The following is a 15741-nucleotide window of genomic DNA, read 5'->3' as shown; positions in this document are numbered from 1 at the left end:
CGATCAGACCGAGACGCCCTGCTCCTCGAGCCAGCTACGCGGGTTCACCGGCTCACCGCCGTCGGGGTGAACCTCGAGGTGCAGATGGGGACCGGTGGAGTTGCCGGTGCTGCCGACGCGGCCGATGACCTCGCCGGGCTTGACCTCACCGGAGCGAAGGTCGAAGCGGGAGAGGTGGCAGTACCAGACCTCCGTGCCGTCCCAGTGCCGGACGACGATCTTGTTGCCGTAGGGGCCGTCGTAGCCGGCGAAGATGATCTCGCCGGACGAAAGTGCGTAGACCTCATCGCCCATGTTGGCGGCGAAGTCGAGACCGGTGTGGCGGCTGGACCACATCGAGCCGCCAGCGCCGAAACCGGCGGTGATGCGGTACGACGACACCGGAGCGAGCCAACGCTTGGCTTCGCGTTCGGCGCGGGCCGCGGCAGCTGCTGCCTCGCGGCGCTGCTGCTCCATGATGCGGACGTGAGCTTCTTGAGCCGTCTCGCTGGTCTGAGCCGTCAGGGACTCCCCGGCGGCAGCGACGGTGTCCAACGCGCCGCCACGGCCGACGTCCTGTTGCGGACGCTGAGCGATGGCACCGAGTGATCCGTCGGACTCTGCGTTCGTCGATCCCGCTGCCTGAGGCATGGCCAGGGCACCGGAGGCTGCGGCGGCTACGGCCACAGACCCGACCACCGACGGGACACTGACGTGTCTGCGGCGGCTACGGTGACGCCCGCTGCCGGAGCGTTGCGACACGCCAGAACCTTTCGCCGGGAACAAGGACTCGCAGGACCATAACGGTCCCCTAAGGGTCCTGCCAAACGTCTGGAGCGCGCAGTTTCGCCGCCCGAAGACGATCTCGAGCGAGCATCCCAAATGCACGTGCATCCTCATTGTGCTTTGACCTGCCGGAACGAGCGATTATGCGGATGCACGCCCACCGTCATGATCATGACGCGCTGTGACATGTGATCTACATCACATCACTGTGGAGATCATCCTCCCGGCGCTCGAACTACGCCGAAAGGCCGAGCTGTCGTCATCGAATCGGCCGATGCCGCCCCTGCGGGTAGCCTGCAACGACCAACCGAGGATCAGCGCCCATGTGGAGGTAGCCGTCATGACAGAAGGAAGCCGGCTTCGGGTCGTGGTCGCCAAGCCCGGGCTGGACGGTCATGACCGTGGCGCCAAGGTGGTGGCGCGCGCCCTGCGTGACTCGGGTGTCGAGGTGATCTACACCGGCCTGCATCAAACACCCGAACAGATCGTCGCCGCGGCCATTCAGGAGGACGCTGACGCGATCGGACTGTCCATCCTCTCCGGTGCGCACATGACGTTGTTCAAACGGGTCCTGGAGCTGCTCGCCGAACGCGACGCGTCGGACATCGTGGTTTTCGGCGGCGGGATCATCCCGGACGCCGACATCCCGCTGCTCGAGGAGATGGGGGTGGCGAAGGTCTTCACCCCCGGTGCGTCCATGCAAGAGATCGTCGCCTGGGTCGACACGCTGCGCGATCGCGCCGAAGAAAATAATTCGCACGTCTAGCCCGTTTCGATCACGAATCGGTACAGTTTGCCGGAAATTCACCGCCATGCGGCCCGGCGACCGACCACGGGTCGCCTGAGCTCGATGGGGTGCACACGTGCTGGTTCACCGCGAACGCGTCCTACGAAACGTCACCGCCACCGTCGCTGCGCTCGCCGGCCTCGGGCTTCTCGCTCCGGTCGCGTCCGTCGCCGTCGACGACGACGAACTCACTCGCCCGGGCGAGTCGGTCCTGGTGGATGCCGAACGCTCGACGATCGCGCCGGGGATGGAGCTCACCACGTTCTCGCGGCTGGAGGACGGTGGCTGGAACGCCGGCTCGATCCTCGAGGTCGACCTGGCCTCCGGCGTGGAACTGGACTACCAGTACTCCGGCTCGGTCACCGAGACCGAGACGGTGCGAGCGACGACGGAGCGCACGGGCGCGACTGCGGCGATCAACGGCGACTTCTACGACATCAACGAGTCCAACGCCCCGTTGGGCGTGGGGATCGACCGGGCCGAGGGCGTGGTCACCTCACCGGTCGACGGGCACGCCAACGCCGTCACCGTCGCCGACGACGCAGCCGTACGTCTGGCCCAGGTGTTCATCGAAGGTGAGCTGGCGATCGACGACGGCCAGACGCTCGACATCGCCGGGGTGAACAACTTCAGCCTGCCGCCCGACGGCATCGGCGTGTTCACCTCGGCCTGGGGTGACTACACCCGTGCGGACACCGTGCAGGGCGACCCGGTGACCGCTGAGGTCCACATCGTCGACGAGACGGTGACACAGGTCGGCACCGACATCGGGTCCGGAGCGATCGATGGCGACACCGTGGTCGTGGTCGGCCGCGGTGCCGGGGCCGAGGCGTTGCTCGCGCTGGACGAAGGGCACAGCGCCAAGGTGACCTACGCTCCCCGGTCCGACTTCGGTGAGGTGGCCGTGGCGATCGGCGGCAACCAGGTGCTCATCGACGACGGCGAGGTGCAGGACTACGACGACCCGACGCCGCATCCACGCTCCGCCGTCGGCCTTTCCGCCGACGGCACCCGGATGTTCCTGGTCTCCATCGACGGCAGGCAGGCCCACGCGCACGGGATGACCTTGACCGAGACCGCCGAGTTCATGGCCGATCTCGGCGCCTACGACGCGCTCAATCTGGACGGCGGCGGTTCGTCCACGCTGGTGGCCCGAGAGCCCGCCACCGACGAGCGCACCGTGGTGAACAGCCCGTCCGACGGTTCCGAGCGTCCGGTCGCCAACAGCCTCGGGCTGTTCGCGCCCGAGGGGTCCGGCGAGCTGACCGGATTCCTCGTCCAGCCTCGTGACGAGGCCGCCGACCCCGACCACGCCCACCGGGTCTTCCCCGGCCTCACGCGCGACATCGACGCGCTCGGGCACGACGAGTCTTACGCTCCGGTCGACGCCCGGCCGCGCTGGCGGACCTCCGACCGGCGCGTCGCCACGGTCGCCCGCGACGGCGACGGCGCGATCGTCACCGGTGTCGCGCCAGGACGGGCAGACATCAGCGCCCGGTTGCGCGGGGCCGAAGGCGACTTCGCCGTCACCGTGCTCGGTGAGCTGGTCCGCGTGGAGCCGAACGCATCGCTGGTCCCGCTCGGCGGCGCTGACGACACCGGTCGGATCGATCTGACCGGCTACGACATAGACGGCTACCGCGCCCCGATCGAGCCGGGCGACGTCGAGGTCACCGGGGGCGAAGACGTGGCCGAGCTCGTTCCCGACGGCGACGGCTTCACCGTCCGTCCGCTCACCGACCGCGGCTCGGCCTTGATCACCCTGTCCGCGGCCGGGGTGTCCACGAGCGTCGCCGTCACGGTCGGGTTCGACCAAGAGACCGTCGCCGATTTCGCCGACGCCGCCGACTGGACCATCAGTCTGGCGCGCGCCACCGGCACGATCGAGCCGACCGAGGGCCCGGAGGGGCGTTCGGGCGTGCGGATGATCTACGACTTCACCGGCCCCAACACCCGAGCCGCCTACGCCGAGCCGCCGGAGCAGCTCGAACTGCCCGGCCAGCCCCAGGCGGTCAAGGCCTGGGTGCACGGCGACGGCAACGGCACCTGGATCCGGATGCGGCTGTACGACCGCAGCGGCACGCTGATCACGCTCAACGGCGGCTACACGACCTTCACCGGCTGGCAACAGCTGACGTTCCCGGTGCCCGCCGGCACCGAGTACCCATTGACCCTGCGTGACATCTACGCCGTCGAACCCAGCGGTGATGCCCGCTACGAAGGCGAGACCGCGTTCAGCGACATCACCGTCGACGTCGCGCCCGACGTCGAGTTGCCGGAGACCGAGCGCTTCGAGGACCCGGTGATCTGGACCAACGGCACCGCCGACGGCGCCACGCAGCGCATCGCGGTGATGAGCGACGCGCAGTTCGTCGGCCGCGATCCCGACAGCGACCTGGTGGCGGCGGCTCGCCGCACGCTGCGTGAGATCGTTGCGGCCGACCCGGACATGCTGGTCATCAACGGCGACCTGGTCGACGAAGCGGCCCCGATCGACTTCGACCTGGCCCGCACCGTGCTCGACGAGGAGCTCGCCGGAGTCGACTTCCCCTGGTACTACGTGCCGGGCAACCACGAGGTGCAGGGCGGGCCGATCGCCAACTTCATCGACGAGTTCGGTGCCACGCAGCACACCGTCGACCTCGGCCGCACCCGGATCATCACGCTGAACTCCGCGTTCGGGACGCTGCGAGCCGACGGCGACGAGTTCGACCAGATCGCCGAGCTGCGCCGGGCGCTGGACGAGGCCGCCGACGCGCCGGACGTCACGGGCGTCGTCGTGTTCGCCCACCACCCGCCCAACGACCCGTTGCCCACGGCGAACAGCCAGCTGGGCGACCGCCGCGAGGCGGCCATGGTCGAAACCTGGCTGGCGGAGTTCGAAGCCGACAGCGGCAAGTCCGCGGCCTACGTCGGCGCCCACGTCGGCGTGTTCGACGCGGCGTCGGTCGACGGCGTCCCGTACGTCATCAACGGCAACTCCGGGAAGGGCCCGTCGAGCACCCCGGACAACGGCGGGTTCACCGGCTGGACGATGCTCGGCATCGAACCCCAGCACGGTCGCGGTGCCGGTGGTGATTGGTTGCGCTCAGAGGTCGTGGCGCGCGTGGACGCGATCGAGCTGGACGCGCCGGGCGAGCTGGCCGTCGGGGCCACGGGCGCGGTGTCGGCCACCGTGATGCAAGACGACACCCGCGAGGTGCCCGTCGGGTGGCCGATGTCGGCGCAGTGGGGCGGGCCGGGCGTGTTCGTCGGGTCGCCCGAGGCGGCCCCGGCCGACGCGGTGGTCGCCGTCGACCCGCGCGCAGACCAGATCGTCGGACTCCGCGCGGGTGAAGCGTCGGTGCGCGTGACCGTCAACGGCGAGACGGCGGCGCGCGACGTCACCGTCGGCTGACCGGCGCACGGTGGCCCCGTTCGCACGGGTCAGAACGGGCGCGGATAAGCTGCCGAGCGGCTTCGGTGTCCGACGCCGGAGCCGTCGGCAGCTGGAGTGGGTAGCCCATCGGCACCTCGTGATCGGGGGGTGCGCCGTGCCAATGCCGTCGAACGCGACCGAATGACAAGGGATGGATTCGCGTGGACCTGATGGAGTACCAGGCGAAGGAGCTCTTCGCCAAGCACGATGTCCCGGTCCTGCCGGGACAGGTGGCCGAGACCCCGGACGAGGCGCGCCGAGCGGCCGAAGCCATCGGCGGGCAGGTCGTCGTCAAGGCACAGGTGAAGATCGGTGGCCGCGGCAAGGCCGGTGGCGTCAAGTTGGCCGACGACCCGGATGACGCCGTGGCCAAGTCCGAGGCGATCCTGGGTATGGACATCAAGGGGCACACCGTCCACCGCGTCCTCGTCACCGAGGCCAGCGACATCGCCGAGGAATACTACGTCTCGTTCCTGCTCGACCGCGCCAACCGCACCTTCCTGGCCATGGCCAGTGTCGAAGGCGGGGTCGAGATCGAGCAGCTGGCCGCCGAACGACCCGAGGCGCTGGCCATGATCCCCGTCGACCCGCTCGCCGGGGTCGACGCCGCGAAGGCCGCCGAGATCGCCGACGCCGCCGGCTTCAGCGCCGACGTGCGCGACCAGGTGGTCACGATCCTGCAGCAGCTGTGGACGGTGTTCACGACCGAAGACGCCACGCTGGTCGAGGTGAACCCGCTGGTCAAGACGCCGGATGGGAAGATCGTCGCGCTCGACGGCAAGGTGAGCCTGGACGACAACGCGGCATTCCGCCACGACGACCACGCCCGCTTCGAGGACTCCGCGGCCGCCGACCCGCTCGAGGCGCGGGCGAAGGAGAAGGACCTCAATTACGTCAAGCTCTCCGGCGAGGTCGGCATCATCGGCAACGGTGCGGGCCTGGTCATGTCCACGCTGGACGTCGTCGCCTACGCGGGCGAGGAGTTCAACGGCGTCAAGCCGGCGAACTTCCTCGACATCGGCGGCGGTGCGTCGGCCGAGGTGATGGCCAACGGGTTGGAGATCATTCTGTCCGACCCCGAGGTCGTCAGCGTGTTCGTCAACGTCTTCGGCGGCATCACCGCCTGCGACGCGGTGGCCAACGGCATCGTCCACGCCTTCGAGTTGCTCGAGTCTCGCGGTGACTCGGTCACCAAGCCGCTGGTCGTCCGGTTGGACGGCAACAACGCCGAGGAGGGCCGGCGGATCCTCGCTGATTTCGTCGCCAGCGCAGCTGCCGTCAACCTCGAGCAGGTCGACACCATGGACGGCGCGGCCCGTCGCGCCGCCGAGCTCGCCGCGGCCGGGAAGTGAGGACAACAGATCATGGCAATCTTCCTCGACAAGAACAGCAAGGTCATCGTCCAGGGCATCACCGGCGCTGAGGGCACCCGGCACACCCAGCGGATGCTGCGGTCGGGCACGCGCGTGGTCGGTGGGGTGAACGCCCGCAAGGCCGGCCAGGAGCTCGACTTCACCGACTTCGCCTCCGACGCGGTCCTGACCGTGCACGGCAGCGTCGCCGAGGCGATGGACAAGACCGGCGCCAACGTGTCGGTGGCCTTCGTGCCGCCGAAGTTCACCAAGGACGCGGTGATCGAAGCCGTCGACGCCGGCATCGAGCTGCTGGTGGTCATCACCGAGGGCATCCCGGTGCACGACACCGCCGAGTTCTGGGCCTATGCGCAGTCGAAGGGGTCGAAGACGCGGATCATCGGCCCGAACTGCCCCGGTGTCATCAGCCCCGGACAGTCCAACGCGGGCATCATCCCCGCTGACATCACCGGCCCCGGACCCATCGGGCTGGTCAGCAAGTCCGGCACGCTGACGTACCAGATGATGTACGAGCTGCGCGACATCGGCTTCTCCACCGCCGTCGGCATCGGCGGCGACCCGGTCATCGGCACCACGCACATCGACGCGCTCGAGGCGTTCGAGGCCGACCCCGAGACACGCGGCATCGTCATGATCGGTGAGATCGGCGGCGACGCCGAGGAGCGCGCGGCGGCCTACATCAAGGAGCACGTGACCAAGCCGGTCGTGGGCTACGTCGCCGGGTTCACCGCGCCGGAGGGCAAGACGATGGGCCACGCCGGTGCCATCGTGTCCGGCTCGTCGGGCACCGCACAGGCGAAGAAGGAAGCACTCGAGGCGGCCGGCGTCCGCGTCGGCAAGACGCCGACCGAGACCGCGGGCCTGATGCGCGAGATCTTCCAGAACATGTGATCCTGGCCGATCACCGTTGGTGCGCCCCGGCAGCAGCCGGCGCGGACGTCGAAGCAGTGGAGGAACAGCCGTGCCCACCTGGGCTTACATCTACGAGCACCCAGGCGCTGATCCGGTAGCCGACCGGTTCGTGCTCGACCGTGACGGTCAAGTGACCATGCTCGTTCCGGTTCCGTCGGCCGCGGCGGCGCCGGACGCGGCGAAGTCGCTGGTCGACGACGGCGTCGGGCTGATCGAGCTGTGCGGCGGCTTCGCGCTCGCCGATGCCGCACGGGTCGCCGAGGCGGTCGGTGACCGCGTTCCGGTCGGCCACGTGACCTTCGCCGTGGACGCCGTGCCGGGCGCCGCCGCCTACAGTGCGGCGTTCGAAGCCGAAATGGCCGGGGAACCGGGCGAGGGCTGAGGGTCCGGAACCGCCCGGGTCAGGTGACCACGGCCCGTGCGGTGTTCTCCGGCCGGACGTGCTCGCCTTCGTCCAGCACGGCGACCATGTGCTCCACCGCGTCGAACACGTCGACGTAGCGGGTGTACAGCGGGACGAAGCCGAACCGGGCGCGGTCGGGCTCGCGGAAGTCGCCGACCACACCGCGCCGGATCAGCGCCTGCACGAAGCCGTACGCGTCGGGCAGGCGCAGGCATCCCTGCGAGCCGCGGTGCCGATGCTCGCGTGGCACCTCGATGCTGACGCCGCGCGGTTCCAGCCGTGCCGAGGCGCGGTCGATGAACAGGTCGGTCAGGGCCAGCGACTTCGCTCGCACGTCGGCCATGGCCACGCCGTCGAACGCGTCCACGGCTGCCTCGACCGCCGCGACCGCGAGCAACGGCACGGCTCCGGCCTCCACCCGGCGGACCCCGGGCGCCGGGCGGTAGTCACGCTCCAGCGCGAACGGGTCGGCGTGCCCGTGCCATCCGGTGATCGGCTGGTCGAGAACGTCGTGCCAGCGCGGATGGACATAGGCGAACGCCGGCGACCCGGGGCCGGCGTTCAGGTACTTGTACGTGCACCCGACGGCCAGGTCGGTGTCCCAGCCGCTGAGGTCGATGTCGACCGCGCCGGCGGAGTGGCACACGTCCCACAACGTGATGGCGCCGGCGTCGTGGATGGCCGCGGTGACTTGCGCGGCGTCGTGCATCCAGCCGGTGCGGTAATCGACGTGGCACAACGCCACCACCGCGACGTCGTCGTCGAGCACCGTCCGTATGTCCGGCGAATGCTCGGCGTCCCACCAGCGCACCGTCAGCCCGAGGAGCTGCGCGACGCTCGAGGCGATGTAGGAGTTGGTCGGGAAGCTGCCCGGCTCGGTGACGATGACGCTGCGCTCCGGGCGCAGCCGCGCGGCGGCGACCAGCAGCTTGAACAGCTGCACGCTGGTGGAATCACCCATCGAGACCGTGTCCGGCCCGGCGCCGACGAGCCCGGCCAGCTTCGCCGACGTCGTCGCGGGCAGGTCCCACCAGCCGTGGGTGTTCCAGGACGCGATCAGGTCGTGTCCCCACTCGACGTCGACCATGCTCTCGAGGCGTTCGCGGACGCCGTGGGGCAGCGAGCCGAGCGAGTTCCCGTCCAGATAGATCATTCCGTCGGGCAGGACGAAGCGCTGGCGCACGTGGCGCAGCGGGTCACGGTCGTCGAGCTGCACAGCATCCGCACGATCCATGCCCGCAGCGTACGTGGTCGTCAGCGCGCTGCGACAGGCGACGTCGGCTACCCGCCCAGGCGTTGCGCGGCCCGGTCGAGCAGGTCGTTCAGCTGCTCACCGGTGATCTCGGCGACCCCGGAGGAGACGGCGGCGACGTTCGACCCCCGGACGACGACGCCGTACACGAAGACCGTGCCGAACTCCGAGCTCTCCGAGCGCCAGCTCGCCCCGGCGTAGCCGTCGCCGTCGATCGTGCCGGTCGGGGTGATGACGTCGCCTTCCTGCTGGAAGTCGTTCGCGGCGGCGACCAGCTGGTCGTAATGCTCGCGCGCCGACGCCTCGTCACCGAAGCGCGCGATCGTCTCGTCCACCGTGGCGCCCCCGGGCTCGAGCGGGTCGTCGTACGCCCGGTGCTCCATCGACTCCGCGCCGTCGGCCATCGGGTCTCGTGGCAGGCCGATGTACGGCCAGCCGCCGGGGCCGCCCTCGGTGGGGTCGGTGACGTCGCTGCCCTGCGTGATCTGCGTCAAGCCGGTGGCTTCGGCTACATCGGTCGCAGTCAGCCAGCCCTCGACGTCGCCGGCCGGCTCCGGGTGCAGCTGCTCGCGCTCGAGCTCGCCGGGGCACTCGACACCGAGCGGCTCGCACATCCGCTGCGCGGCCGCGACGGTGTTCGTCTCGGGGGCCGGCCCGATGTAGTCCATCGAGGCGCCGCCGTCGAACACCGACATGACGTAGTCGCCGGAGCGCACGAGGCCGATCGTGACGTAGGTGTCGGTCTCTGCGGTGCTGGGCGGTCCGGCCAGGGCGATGAGGTAGGCCTCGTCGCCCACGCCGGCCACGGACCACACTTCGATCAGCGAGGTGTCCGTGCCGCCGTCAGCGCAATCGGTGACGGCACGGCGCACGTCGTCGAGGCGGCTTTCGGCCTGGCCGGCGGCCGTACGCTCGATGAACTGGTCCAGCCGCACGGCCGTCCCCGACGACTCCGCCGGCGACTCGAAACTTCGGGCCTCGGCGTTCTCGGGCATGTGCGGCACACACGGCAGCCAGCTGTCCTGAGCCGGCACCTCCGCCCAGTCCGTTCCTTCGATCTGGATGTCCTCGACGGTGAGGAAAGCCTCGGGCGGGATGGCGACGGTGTCGGCGGAGTCGTCGTCGGCGTCGTCGGTCGGGTCGGACTCCGACGGACTCGGGCTCGCATCGGACTCGGTGGGAGCGACCGTCGGGGTGGGGCCGTCGCTCGGCGTGTCGGCCGGAGCCGGAGCCGTGGTGAACGTCGGCTGAGTGATGCCGATGACCCCCATCGCGATGATGGCGACCCCGCCCAGCACACCGCCGGTGACCTGGTGGCGGGTCCGTCGGGCGGCACGCTGCCGCGCCGCGGCGGCGCCGGGCAGCCGCGCGGACCCGAGTTGGGACTCGAGGGAGGCCAACTGTCGGTTCAGCTCGTCGTCGAAGCCGTCAGTCATGGCTTTCACCTCCCTGGGTGTGGCTCGTGACTTCGATGCCGGTGTCGGTGAGGAGCTCGGCCAGCGCGCTTCGCCCGCGGGACAGGCGGGCCTTGACGGTGCCCGTCGGGGCGCCGGTCTCGTTGGCGATGTCGTCCACGCTCAGCCCCACGAGGTGATGGAGCACGATCGCCTGGCGCTGGTTCTCCGGGATCTGTTTGAGCGCCGTGACGAGAGCGACATGGTCCGGATTGGGGGGCGGGCTGTGATCCGGCGTGCCGTGCCGGGCCAAGGCCGCGATGCCGTTCTTGGCCTTGCGCCAGCGACTGGCCGCGATCCGCCAGGCCACGGTCCGGATCCATGCTTCCGGGTTGGTGGCCTGACTGACGGTCTTCCAGCGTTGCCATGCACGCGCGTAAGCCTCCTGAGTGACGTCTTGAGCGTCGGCGAGGTTTCCCGTCATCGCGTACATCTGGTGCAGCACGCGGCGGTTCGTCGCGTCGTAGAACGCGTCGAAATCCGCTTCCCCTGCCATATCGTCTCCGCTGTCCGTTGCTCCGGCTACACCCTGGATGACCCCCGAGTCCGCCATACGGTTGCATGAGTTGCGCCGCGGCGTCCGGGGTTTGCGACATCATCTGCGCGCTCGTCGGCGTGGTGTCAGCGGTGTTCACGGTGTTTGCGGTGACCATGGTGTCGTGGCCGACCTGCTGACCCGACCGCTGCTGCGCCGCGACGAGCCCGCGTGGGGCTCGCGAGTGCCGTGGCTGGCCGCCATCGTCGCGGCCGGCTGGGCACTGATCGCCGGGTTCGCGATGAGCGTGCTGCCCGGGGTCGCGGTGTGGATCAGCGAGGGCGCGAGCCAACCGTTGAGCGATCCGCTGCGATTCGGCGCACGCGTGTGGCTGGCGGCGCATCGGATCGGCCTCGACGTCGACGGCGCCGGGTTCACCATCGCCCCGCTGGGCCTCACCATCGCCTTCGTCTTGTTGTTGCACCGCTCGGCCCGGTGGGCCGCCCACAGCGCCGGCGTCGCCACGACCCGGGGACTGCTCGCGGTCACCGTGCCGGCCGTGCTGACCTATGCACTCGGCGCCGGCATCGTCGCCGGCATGTCCGCCACCAGCGACGTCGCGGCGTTGCCGCTGGAAGCGGTGGCCTGGGCGGCCGGGTGGTCGGCTGCGGCGGTGGTCGTGGGCGCCGGGCACGAGGCGGGGCTGCTGACGCCGTGGTTCGACCGGCTGCCGTCCTATGTGCAGGTGGCCTGCGTCGCCGCCGCGGCCGCCCTGGCCGGGCTGCTGGCCACCGGCGCGGTTCTGTCGACGCTCAGCGTCATCGTGCATGCCGATCAGGTGGGCGCGCTGGCCGAGGCGCTCGATGCCGGTGCGCTGGGTGCGTCGGTGCTGATCGTGGGCAGCATGGTGATCATGCCCAACGCCGTGATCTGGGCGGTGTCGTTCGCGCTGGGGCCGGGTTTCGCGGTGGGCACCGGGACGTCGGTGGCGCCCGGTGGTGTCGAGCTGGCAGCGGTACCCGCGGTGCCGGCCTTGGGTGCGCTGCCGTCGGACGTCCCGGGTGCCGCGACCTGGCTCGTGGTGATCGGTCCCTTGGCGGCCGGCGCGCTGGCCGGGCTCATCGTGTGCCGCCGGTTGGAGCCGCACGAGTCCGGCCGCGTGGCTTGGGCGACGGCCGCCGGTGTCGTGGGCGGCGCCGCGGTGCTCGCCGGTGCCGGCATGGCCGGGCTCGCGCTGCTGTCCGGCGGATCGGCCGGAGCCGTCCGGTTGACCGAGATCGGCCCGGTGTTCTGGCAGGTGGGGGTCATGACCGTGGCGTTCGTCGCGGTGGCTGGGAACGTGGTGGTGGCCATGCAGCAGATCCGCACCGGGGAGCGGATCTCCATGGAGATCATGAGCCGTCTGCGGCGCTCCAAGGCCGCAGACGGCTCATGATCAAATCACCTCGGGTATTCTCGCCACGCGGCGGCGCACACCCCCGTCGAAGCGGCCGCGATCACGAGGAGATCAGCGTTGGGCCAGGACCGCGAAGCCGGGCGAGGCTGCCGGGTCGTCGTACTGGCATCCGGCGGCGGCAGCAACCTCGCCGCATTGCTCGGCGCGTGTGCTGATGACAACTACGGCGCGAAGATCGTGGCCGTCGGTTCCGATCGTGACGGCATCGGTGCCCTCGACATCGCTCGGGCTGCAGGCGTGCCGACCTTCGTCGAACGGGTCGGCGATCACGCCACCCGAGAGGACTGGGACGCCGCCCTGACCGAGCAGACCGCGCAGTACCACCCTGACCTCGTCGTCTCGGCCGGTTTCCTCAAACTCGTCGGTCCGGTCTTCTTGAAACACTTCGGGGACCGCTACATCAACACGCACAATGCTCTGCTGCCGGCGTTCCCCGGCATCCACGGTCCGCGCGACGCGCTGAACTACGGCGTGCGGATCGCCGGTGCCACGCTGTTCTTCGTCGACGAAGGTGTCGACACCGGGCCGATCATCGCCCAGGTCGCCGTGCCGGTCCTGGACGACGACACCGAAGACACCCTCACCGAACGCATCAAGGTCGCCGAACGCGCCCAGCTCGTCACCTACGTCGGCCGACTGGCCCGGGGCGGCTGGACGATCACCGAGAGAAAGGTCACGATCTTCAGTGACTGAGCCACGCACCCCCATCCGCCGGGCGCTGATCAGCGTTTACGACAAGACGGGGCTGGAAGAGCTGGCCCGGGGGCTTGCCGAGGCGGGCGTCGACATCGTGTCGACCGGCTCTACGGCCGCGCGCATCGCCGACGCCGGCGTGCCGGTGTCCAAGGTCGAGGACCTGACCGGATTCCCGGAGTGTCTCGACGGGAGGGTGAAGACATTGCATCCGGCCGTGCACGCCGGGCTGCTCGCCGACGTCCGCCTCGCCGCGCACCGTGACCAGCTCGCCGAGCTCGGCATCGAGGCGTTCACGTTGCTGGTGAGCAATCTCTACCCGTTCGCGCAGACGGTCGCCTCCGGCGCCGCGCCCGACGAGGTCATCGAGCAGATCGACATCGGCGGGCCGTCGATGGTGCGCGGGGCGGCGAAGAATCACGCCAACGTCGCGGTGGTCGTCGACCCGGCGCGGTACGGCGACGTTTTGGAGGCGGTCCGCGCCGGCGGGTTCACCCTGTCCGAACGGCAGCGGCTGGCAGCCGAAGCGTTCGCGCACACCGCCACGTACGACGTCCACGTGGCATCGTGGCTGGGCAGCGCGGTCGCCCCACCAGCGGACGATGCCGGGTCGGTGTTTCCCGCCTGGATCGGCGGGACGTGGGAGCGCGCGGCGGTGCTGCGCTACGGCGAGAACCCGCACCAGGGTGCGGCGCTGTACCGGTCCGAGCACGGCGCCGGTGGCCTGGCCAGTGCCGAGCAGCTGCACGGCAAGGACATGTCGTACAACAACTACGTCGACGCCGACGCCGCCTGGCGCTGCGCGCACGACTTCACCCAGCCCGCTGTCGCGGTGATCAAGCACGCCAACCCGTGCGGTATCGCGGTCGGCGCCGACATCGCCACGGCCCACCGCAAGGCGAACGCCACCGACCCGGTGTCTGCCTACGGCGGGGTCATCGCCGCCAACGCGCCCATCACCGAGGAAGCGGCCCACCAGATCGCCAAGGTCTTCACCGAGGTCATCGTGGCGCCGGACTTCGAGCCGGCGGCGCTGGAGGTGCTCACCCAGAAGAAGAACATCCGGCTGCTGCGGGTGACCGACGGCGAGGACGGCGCGGCCGAGGCACGCCGGATCTCCGGCGGCCTGCTCGTCCAGCAGGTCGACAAGGTCGACGCGCCGGGCGACGACCCGTCGAACTGGACCCTGGCCGTGGGCGAGCCGGCCGATGCCGCCACGCTGGCCGACCTGGAGTTCGCCTGGCGTGCGGTGCGCTCGGTCAAGAGCAACGCGATCCTGCTGGCTGCCGACGGTGCTGCCGTGGGCGTGGGTATGGGCCAGGTCAACCGAGTGGACGCCGCACGGCTCGCGGTGGCCCGCGCGGCGGAGCGGGCGGCCGGCTCGGTGGCGGCCTCGGATGCCTACTTCCCGTTCGACGACGGCGCGCGGGTGCTGCTGGAGGCTGGCGTGCGCGCGCTGGTGCAGCCCGGCGGGTCGGTTCGCGACGACGACGTCATCGCCGCCGCTCGCGAGTTCGGCGCCACGATGTACTTCACCGGCTCCCGGCACTTCTTCCACTAGGGTGGGACCTACCTAGACCGCAGGAGGTCATGCCATGGCCGCGGCCAAGAAATCCGGCGACGCCGACGACGTCAAGCGCAAGTTCCGCGAGGCGCTCGAACGTAAGAAAGCCGCTGGCCACACGCATCCGCACGACGATGCCGCGGCCAGCGGACCAGCCCACGAAGAGTCGGCCAAGACCCAGCGGTTGTTCCGCCGCAAGAGCGGCTGACTCCGCCGCCGGCACGCGTGCAAGAATCGGCGTCGTGACGGCGACGATTCTCGACGGCAAGGCGACGGCGGCGGCGATCCGGGCCGACCTGACCAAGCGGGTGGCCCGGCTGAGAGAGGCCGGTGTGACCCCCGGCTTGGGCACCGTACTCGTGGGCGACGACCCGGGCAGTCATGCCTACGTCGCAGGTAAGCATCGCGATTGTGCCGAGGTGGGCATCGAGTCGATCCAGGTCGAACTGCCCGCCACGGCAAGCCAGGAAGACATCGAAGCCGAGGTCACCAAGCTCAACGAGAACCCCGGCTGTCATGGCTTCATCGTGCAGTTGCCGCTGCCCTACGGCATCAACGACCAACGGGTGCTCGCGCTCATCGATCCGGCCAAGGACGCCGACGGGCTGCATCCGATCAACCTGGGCTGGCTGGTGCTCATGCGCCCGGCGCCGCTGCCGTGCACGCCTCGCGGCTGCTTGGAGTTGCTGCGCCGCTACGACATCCCCTTGGACGGCGCCGACGTCGTCGTCATCGGTCGCGGGATCACCGCCGGCCGGCCCATGAGCCTGTTGCTGTCGCGGCGCAGCGAGAACGCGACGGTCACGATCTGCCACACCGGAACCAGCAACCTGGCCGAGCGGACCCGGCAGGCCGACGTCGTGATCTCGGCTGCCGGTGTCGCTGGGCTCGTCACCGCGGACATGATCAAGCCCGGCGCCGCGGTGCTCGACGTCGGCATCACCAGGGTCGTCGACGAGACCGGCAAAGGGCACTACACCGGCGACGTCGCGCCGGAGGTCCGCGAGGTGGCCGGGCATCTCGCGCCGGTGCCAGGCGGCGTCGGACCGATGACCAGGGCGATGTTGCTGACCAATGTCGTCGAGGCCGCGGAGCGGCGGTGACCACCGCGGTTTCGGTCCGGTTTGGGCCGATCAGCCGATCATCGGCGACAATGGATAAGGTGGCGCGAACTCGCTGAATACGAGGA

14 protein-coding genes are annotated in these 15741 nt (G+C 70.1%); 10 read left to right on the top strand and 4 right to left on the bottom strand.

Annotation, left to right across the window (positions count from 1 at the left end):
• Positions 1-3: 3 nt before the first annotated feature.
• Positions 4-678 (bottom strand): M23 family metallopeptidase, encoded by a 675-nt coding sequence (locus tag M6444_RS00160; RefSeq protein WP_298321670.1) that lies wholly within the window; start codon positions 676-678, stop codon positions 4-6.
• Between the two features lie 427 nt (positions 679-1105).
• On the opposite strand from M6444_RS00160, the gene M6444_RS00155 reads away from it, so the two are divergent.
• The 5 genes from M6444_RS00155 (at position 1106) to M6444_RS00135 (ending at position 7637) form a co-directional block, all read left to right on the top strand.
• Positions 1106-1531, top strand: a complete 426-nt coding sequence (locus tag M6444_RS00155; RefSeq protein ID WP_298321668.1) for a cobalamin B12-binding domain-containing protein — start codon at positions 1106-1108, stop codon at positions 1529-1531.
• Positions 1532-1628: 97 nt separating this feature from the next.
• The gene (locus tag M6444_RS00150) at positions 1629-4949 is read left to right on the top strand and encodes a phosphodiester glycosidase family protein (protein WP_298321666.1); all 3321 of its coding nucleotides are present in this window, start codon (positions 1629-1631) and stop codon (positions 4947-4949) included.
• Between the two features lie 182 nt (positions 4950-5131).
• Positions 5132-6322: an ADP-forming succinate--CoA ligase subunit beta gene (gene sucC, locus M6444_RS00145; protein ID WP_363326178.1), complete on the top strand. Its 1191-nt coding sequence runs from the start codon at positions 5132-5134 to the stop codon at positions 6320-6322.
• A gap of 12 nt (positions 6323-6334) precedes the next feature.
• On the top strand, positions 6335-7234 hold the full coding sequence (gene sucD, locus M6444_RS00140) for a succinate--CoA ligase subunit alpha (protein ID WP_298321664.1): 900 nt from the start codon (positions 6335-6337) through the stop codon (positions 7232-7234).
• 70 nt (positions 7235-7304) lie between these two features.
• Positions 7305-7637: a DUF6506 family protein gene (locus M6444_RS00135; RefSeq protein WP_298321662.1), complete on the top strand. Its 333-nt coding sequence runs from the start codon at positions 7305-7307 to the stop codon at positions 7635-7637.
• A gap of 19 nt (positions 7638-7656) precedes the next feature.
• On the opposite strand, the gene kynU is transcribed toward M6444_RS00135, so the two are convergent.
• Genes kynU through M6444_RS00120 form a run of 3 tightly spaced genes read right to left on the bottom strand, consistent with a single transcriptional unit; the run spans position 7657 to position 10860 of the window.
• Positions 7657-8892 carry a kynureninase gene (gene kynU / locus M6444_RS00130; RefSeq protein ID WP_298321660.1) on the bottom strand — a complete coding sequence of 412 codons (1236 nt, stop codon included), beginning with the start codon at positions 8890-8892 and terminating at the stop codon, positions 7657-7659.
• 47 nt (positions 8893-8939) lie between these two features.
• Positions 8940-10346: a hypothetical protein gene (locus M6444_RS00125; protein ID WP_298321658.1), complete on the bottom strand. Its 1407-nt coding sequence runs from the start codon at positions 10344-10346 to the stop codon at positions 8940-8942.
• On the bottom strand, positions 10339-10860 hold the full coding sequence (locus M6444_RS00120; RefSeq protein ID WP_298321656.1) for a SigE family RNA polymerase sigma factor: 522 nt from the start codon (positions 10858-10860) through the stop codon (positions 10339-10341). Before M6444_RS00120 ends, M6444_RS00125 begins: the two co-directional genes overlap by 8 nt.
• 163 nt (positions 10861-11023) lie before the next feature.
• Between M6444_RS00120 and M6444_RS00115 the strand changes: the two genes are divergently transcribed.
• The 5 genes from M6444_RS00115 (at position 11024) to M6444_RS00095 (ending at position 15655) form a co-directional block, all read left to right on the top strand.
• Positions 11024-12274, top strand: a complete 1251-nt coding sequence (locus tag M6444_RS00115) for a DUF6350 family protein (protein ID WP_298321654.1) — start codon at positions 11024-11026, stop codon at positions 12272-12274.
• Positions 12275-12352: 78 nt separating this feature from the next.
• The gene (gene purN / locus M6444_RS00110) at positions 12353-12988 is read left to right on the top strand and encodes a phosphoribosylglycinamide formyltransferase (RefSeq protein ID WP_298321652.1); all 636 of its coding nucleotides are present in this window, start codon (positions 12353-12355) and stop codon (positions 12986-12988) included.
• Positions 12981-14549, top strand: coding sequence for a bifunctional phosphoribosylaminoimidazolecarboxamide formyltransferase/IMP cyclohydrolase (purH, locus tag M6444_RS00105; protein WP_298321650.1), 1569 nt, complete (start codon positions 12981-12983; stop codon positions 14547-14549). The genes purN and purH overlap by 8 nt, the downstream gene beginning before the upstream one ends.
• A 34-nt stretch (positions 14550-14583) precedes the next feature.
• Positions 14584-14760 carry a DUF5302 domain-containing protein gene (locus tag M6444_RS00100; protein WP_298321648.1) on the top strand — a complete coding sequence of 59 codons (177 nt, stop codon included), beginning with the start codon at positions 14584-14586 and terminating at the stop codon, positions 14758-14760.
• A 34-nt stretch (positions 14761-14794) separates the two neighbouring features.
• The gene (locus tag M6444_RS00095; RefSeq protein ID WP_298321646.1) at positions 14795-15655 is read left to right on the top strand and encodes a bifunctional methylenetetrahydrofolate dehydrogenase/methenyltetrahydrofolate cyclohydrolase; all 861 of its coding nucleotides are present in this window, start codon (positions 14795-14797) and stop codon (positions 15653-15655) included.
• The last annotated feature ends 86 nt before the right edge of the window (positions 15656-15741 follow it).

Origin of the sequence: Haloactinopolyspora sp., assembly GCF_027324685.1 — a bacterium.
In the GTDB taxonomy this organism is placed as follows: Bacteria; Actinomycetota; Actinomycetes; order Jiangellales; family Jiangellaceae; genus Haloactinopolyspora.
The sequence above is the reverse complement of the archived record's forward strand: the minus strand, read 5'-3'. Positions and strand labels throughout refer to the sequence as shown.

What these genes read in the sequence shown, in the direction of transcription:
- M6444_RS00155 (WP_298321668.1), top strand. Translation starts at nt 1,106, where the DNA reads ATGACAGAAGGAAGCCGGCTTCGGGTCGTGGTCGCCAAGCCCGGGCTG.
- sucD (WP_298321664.1), top strand. Translation starts at nt 6,335, where the DNA reads ATGGCAATCTTCCTCGACAAGAACAGCAAGGTCATCGTCCAGGGCATC.
- kynU (WP_298321660.1), bottom strand. Translation starts at nt 8,892, where the DNA reads ATGGATCGTGCGGATGCTGTGCAGCTCGACGACCGTGACCCGCTGCGC.
- M6444_RS00125 (WP_298321658.1), bottom strand. Translation starts at nt 10,346, where the DNA reads ATGACTGACGGCTTCGACGACGAGCTGAACCGACAGTTGGCCTCCCTC.
- M6444_RS00120 (WP_298321656.1), bottom strand. Translation starts at nt 10,860, where the DNA reads ATGGCAGGGGAAGCGGATTTCGACGCGTTCTACGACGCGACGAACCGC.
- M6444_RS00100 (WP_298321648.1), top strand. Translation starts at nt 14,584, where the DNA reads ATGGCCGCGGCCAAGAAATCCGGCGACGCCGACGACGTCAAGCGCAAG.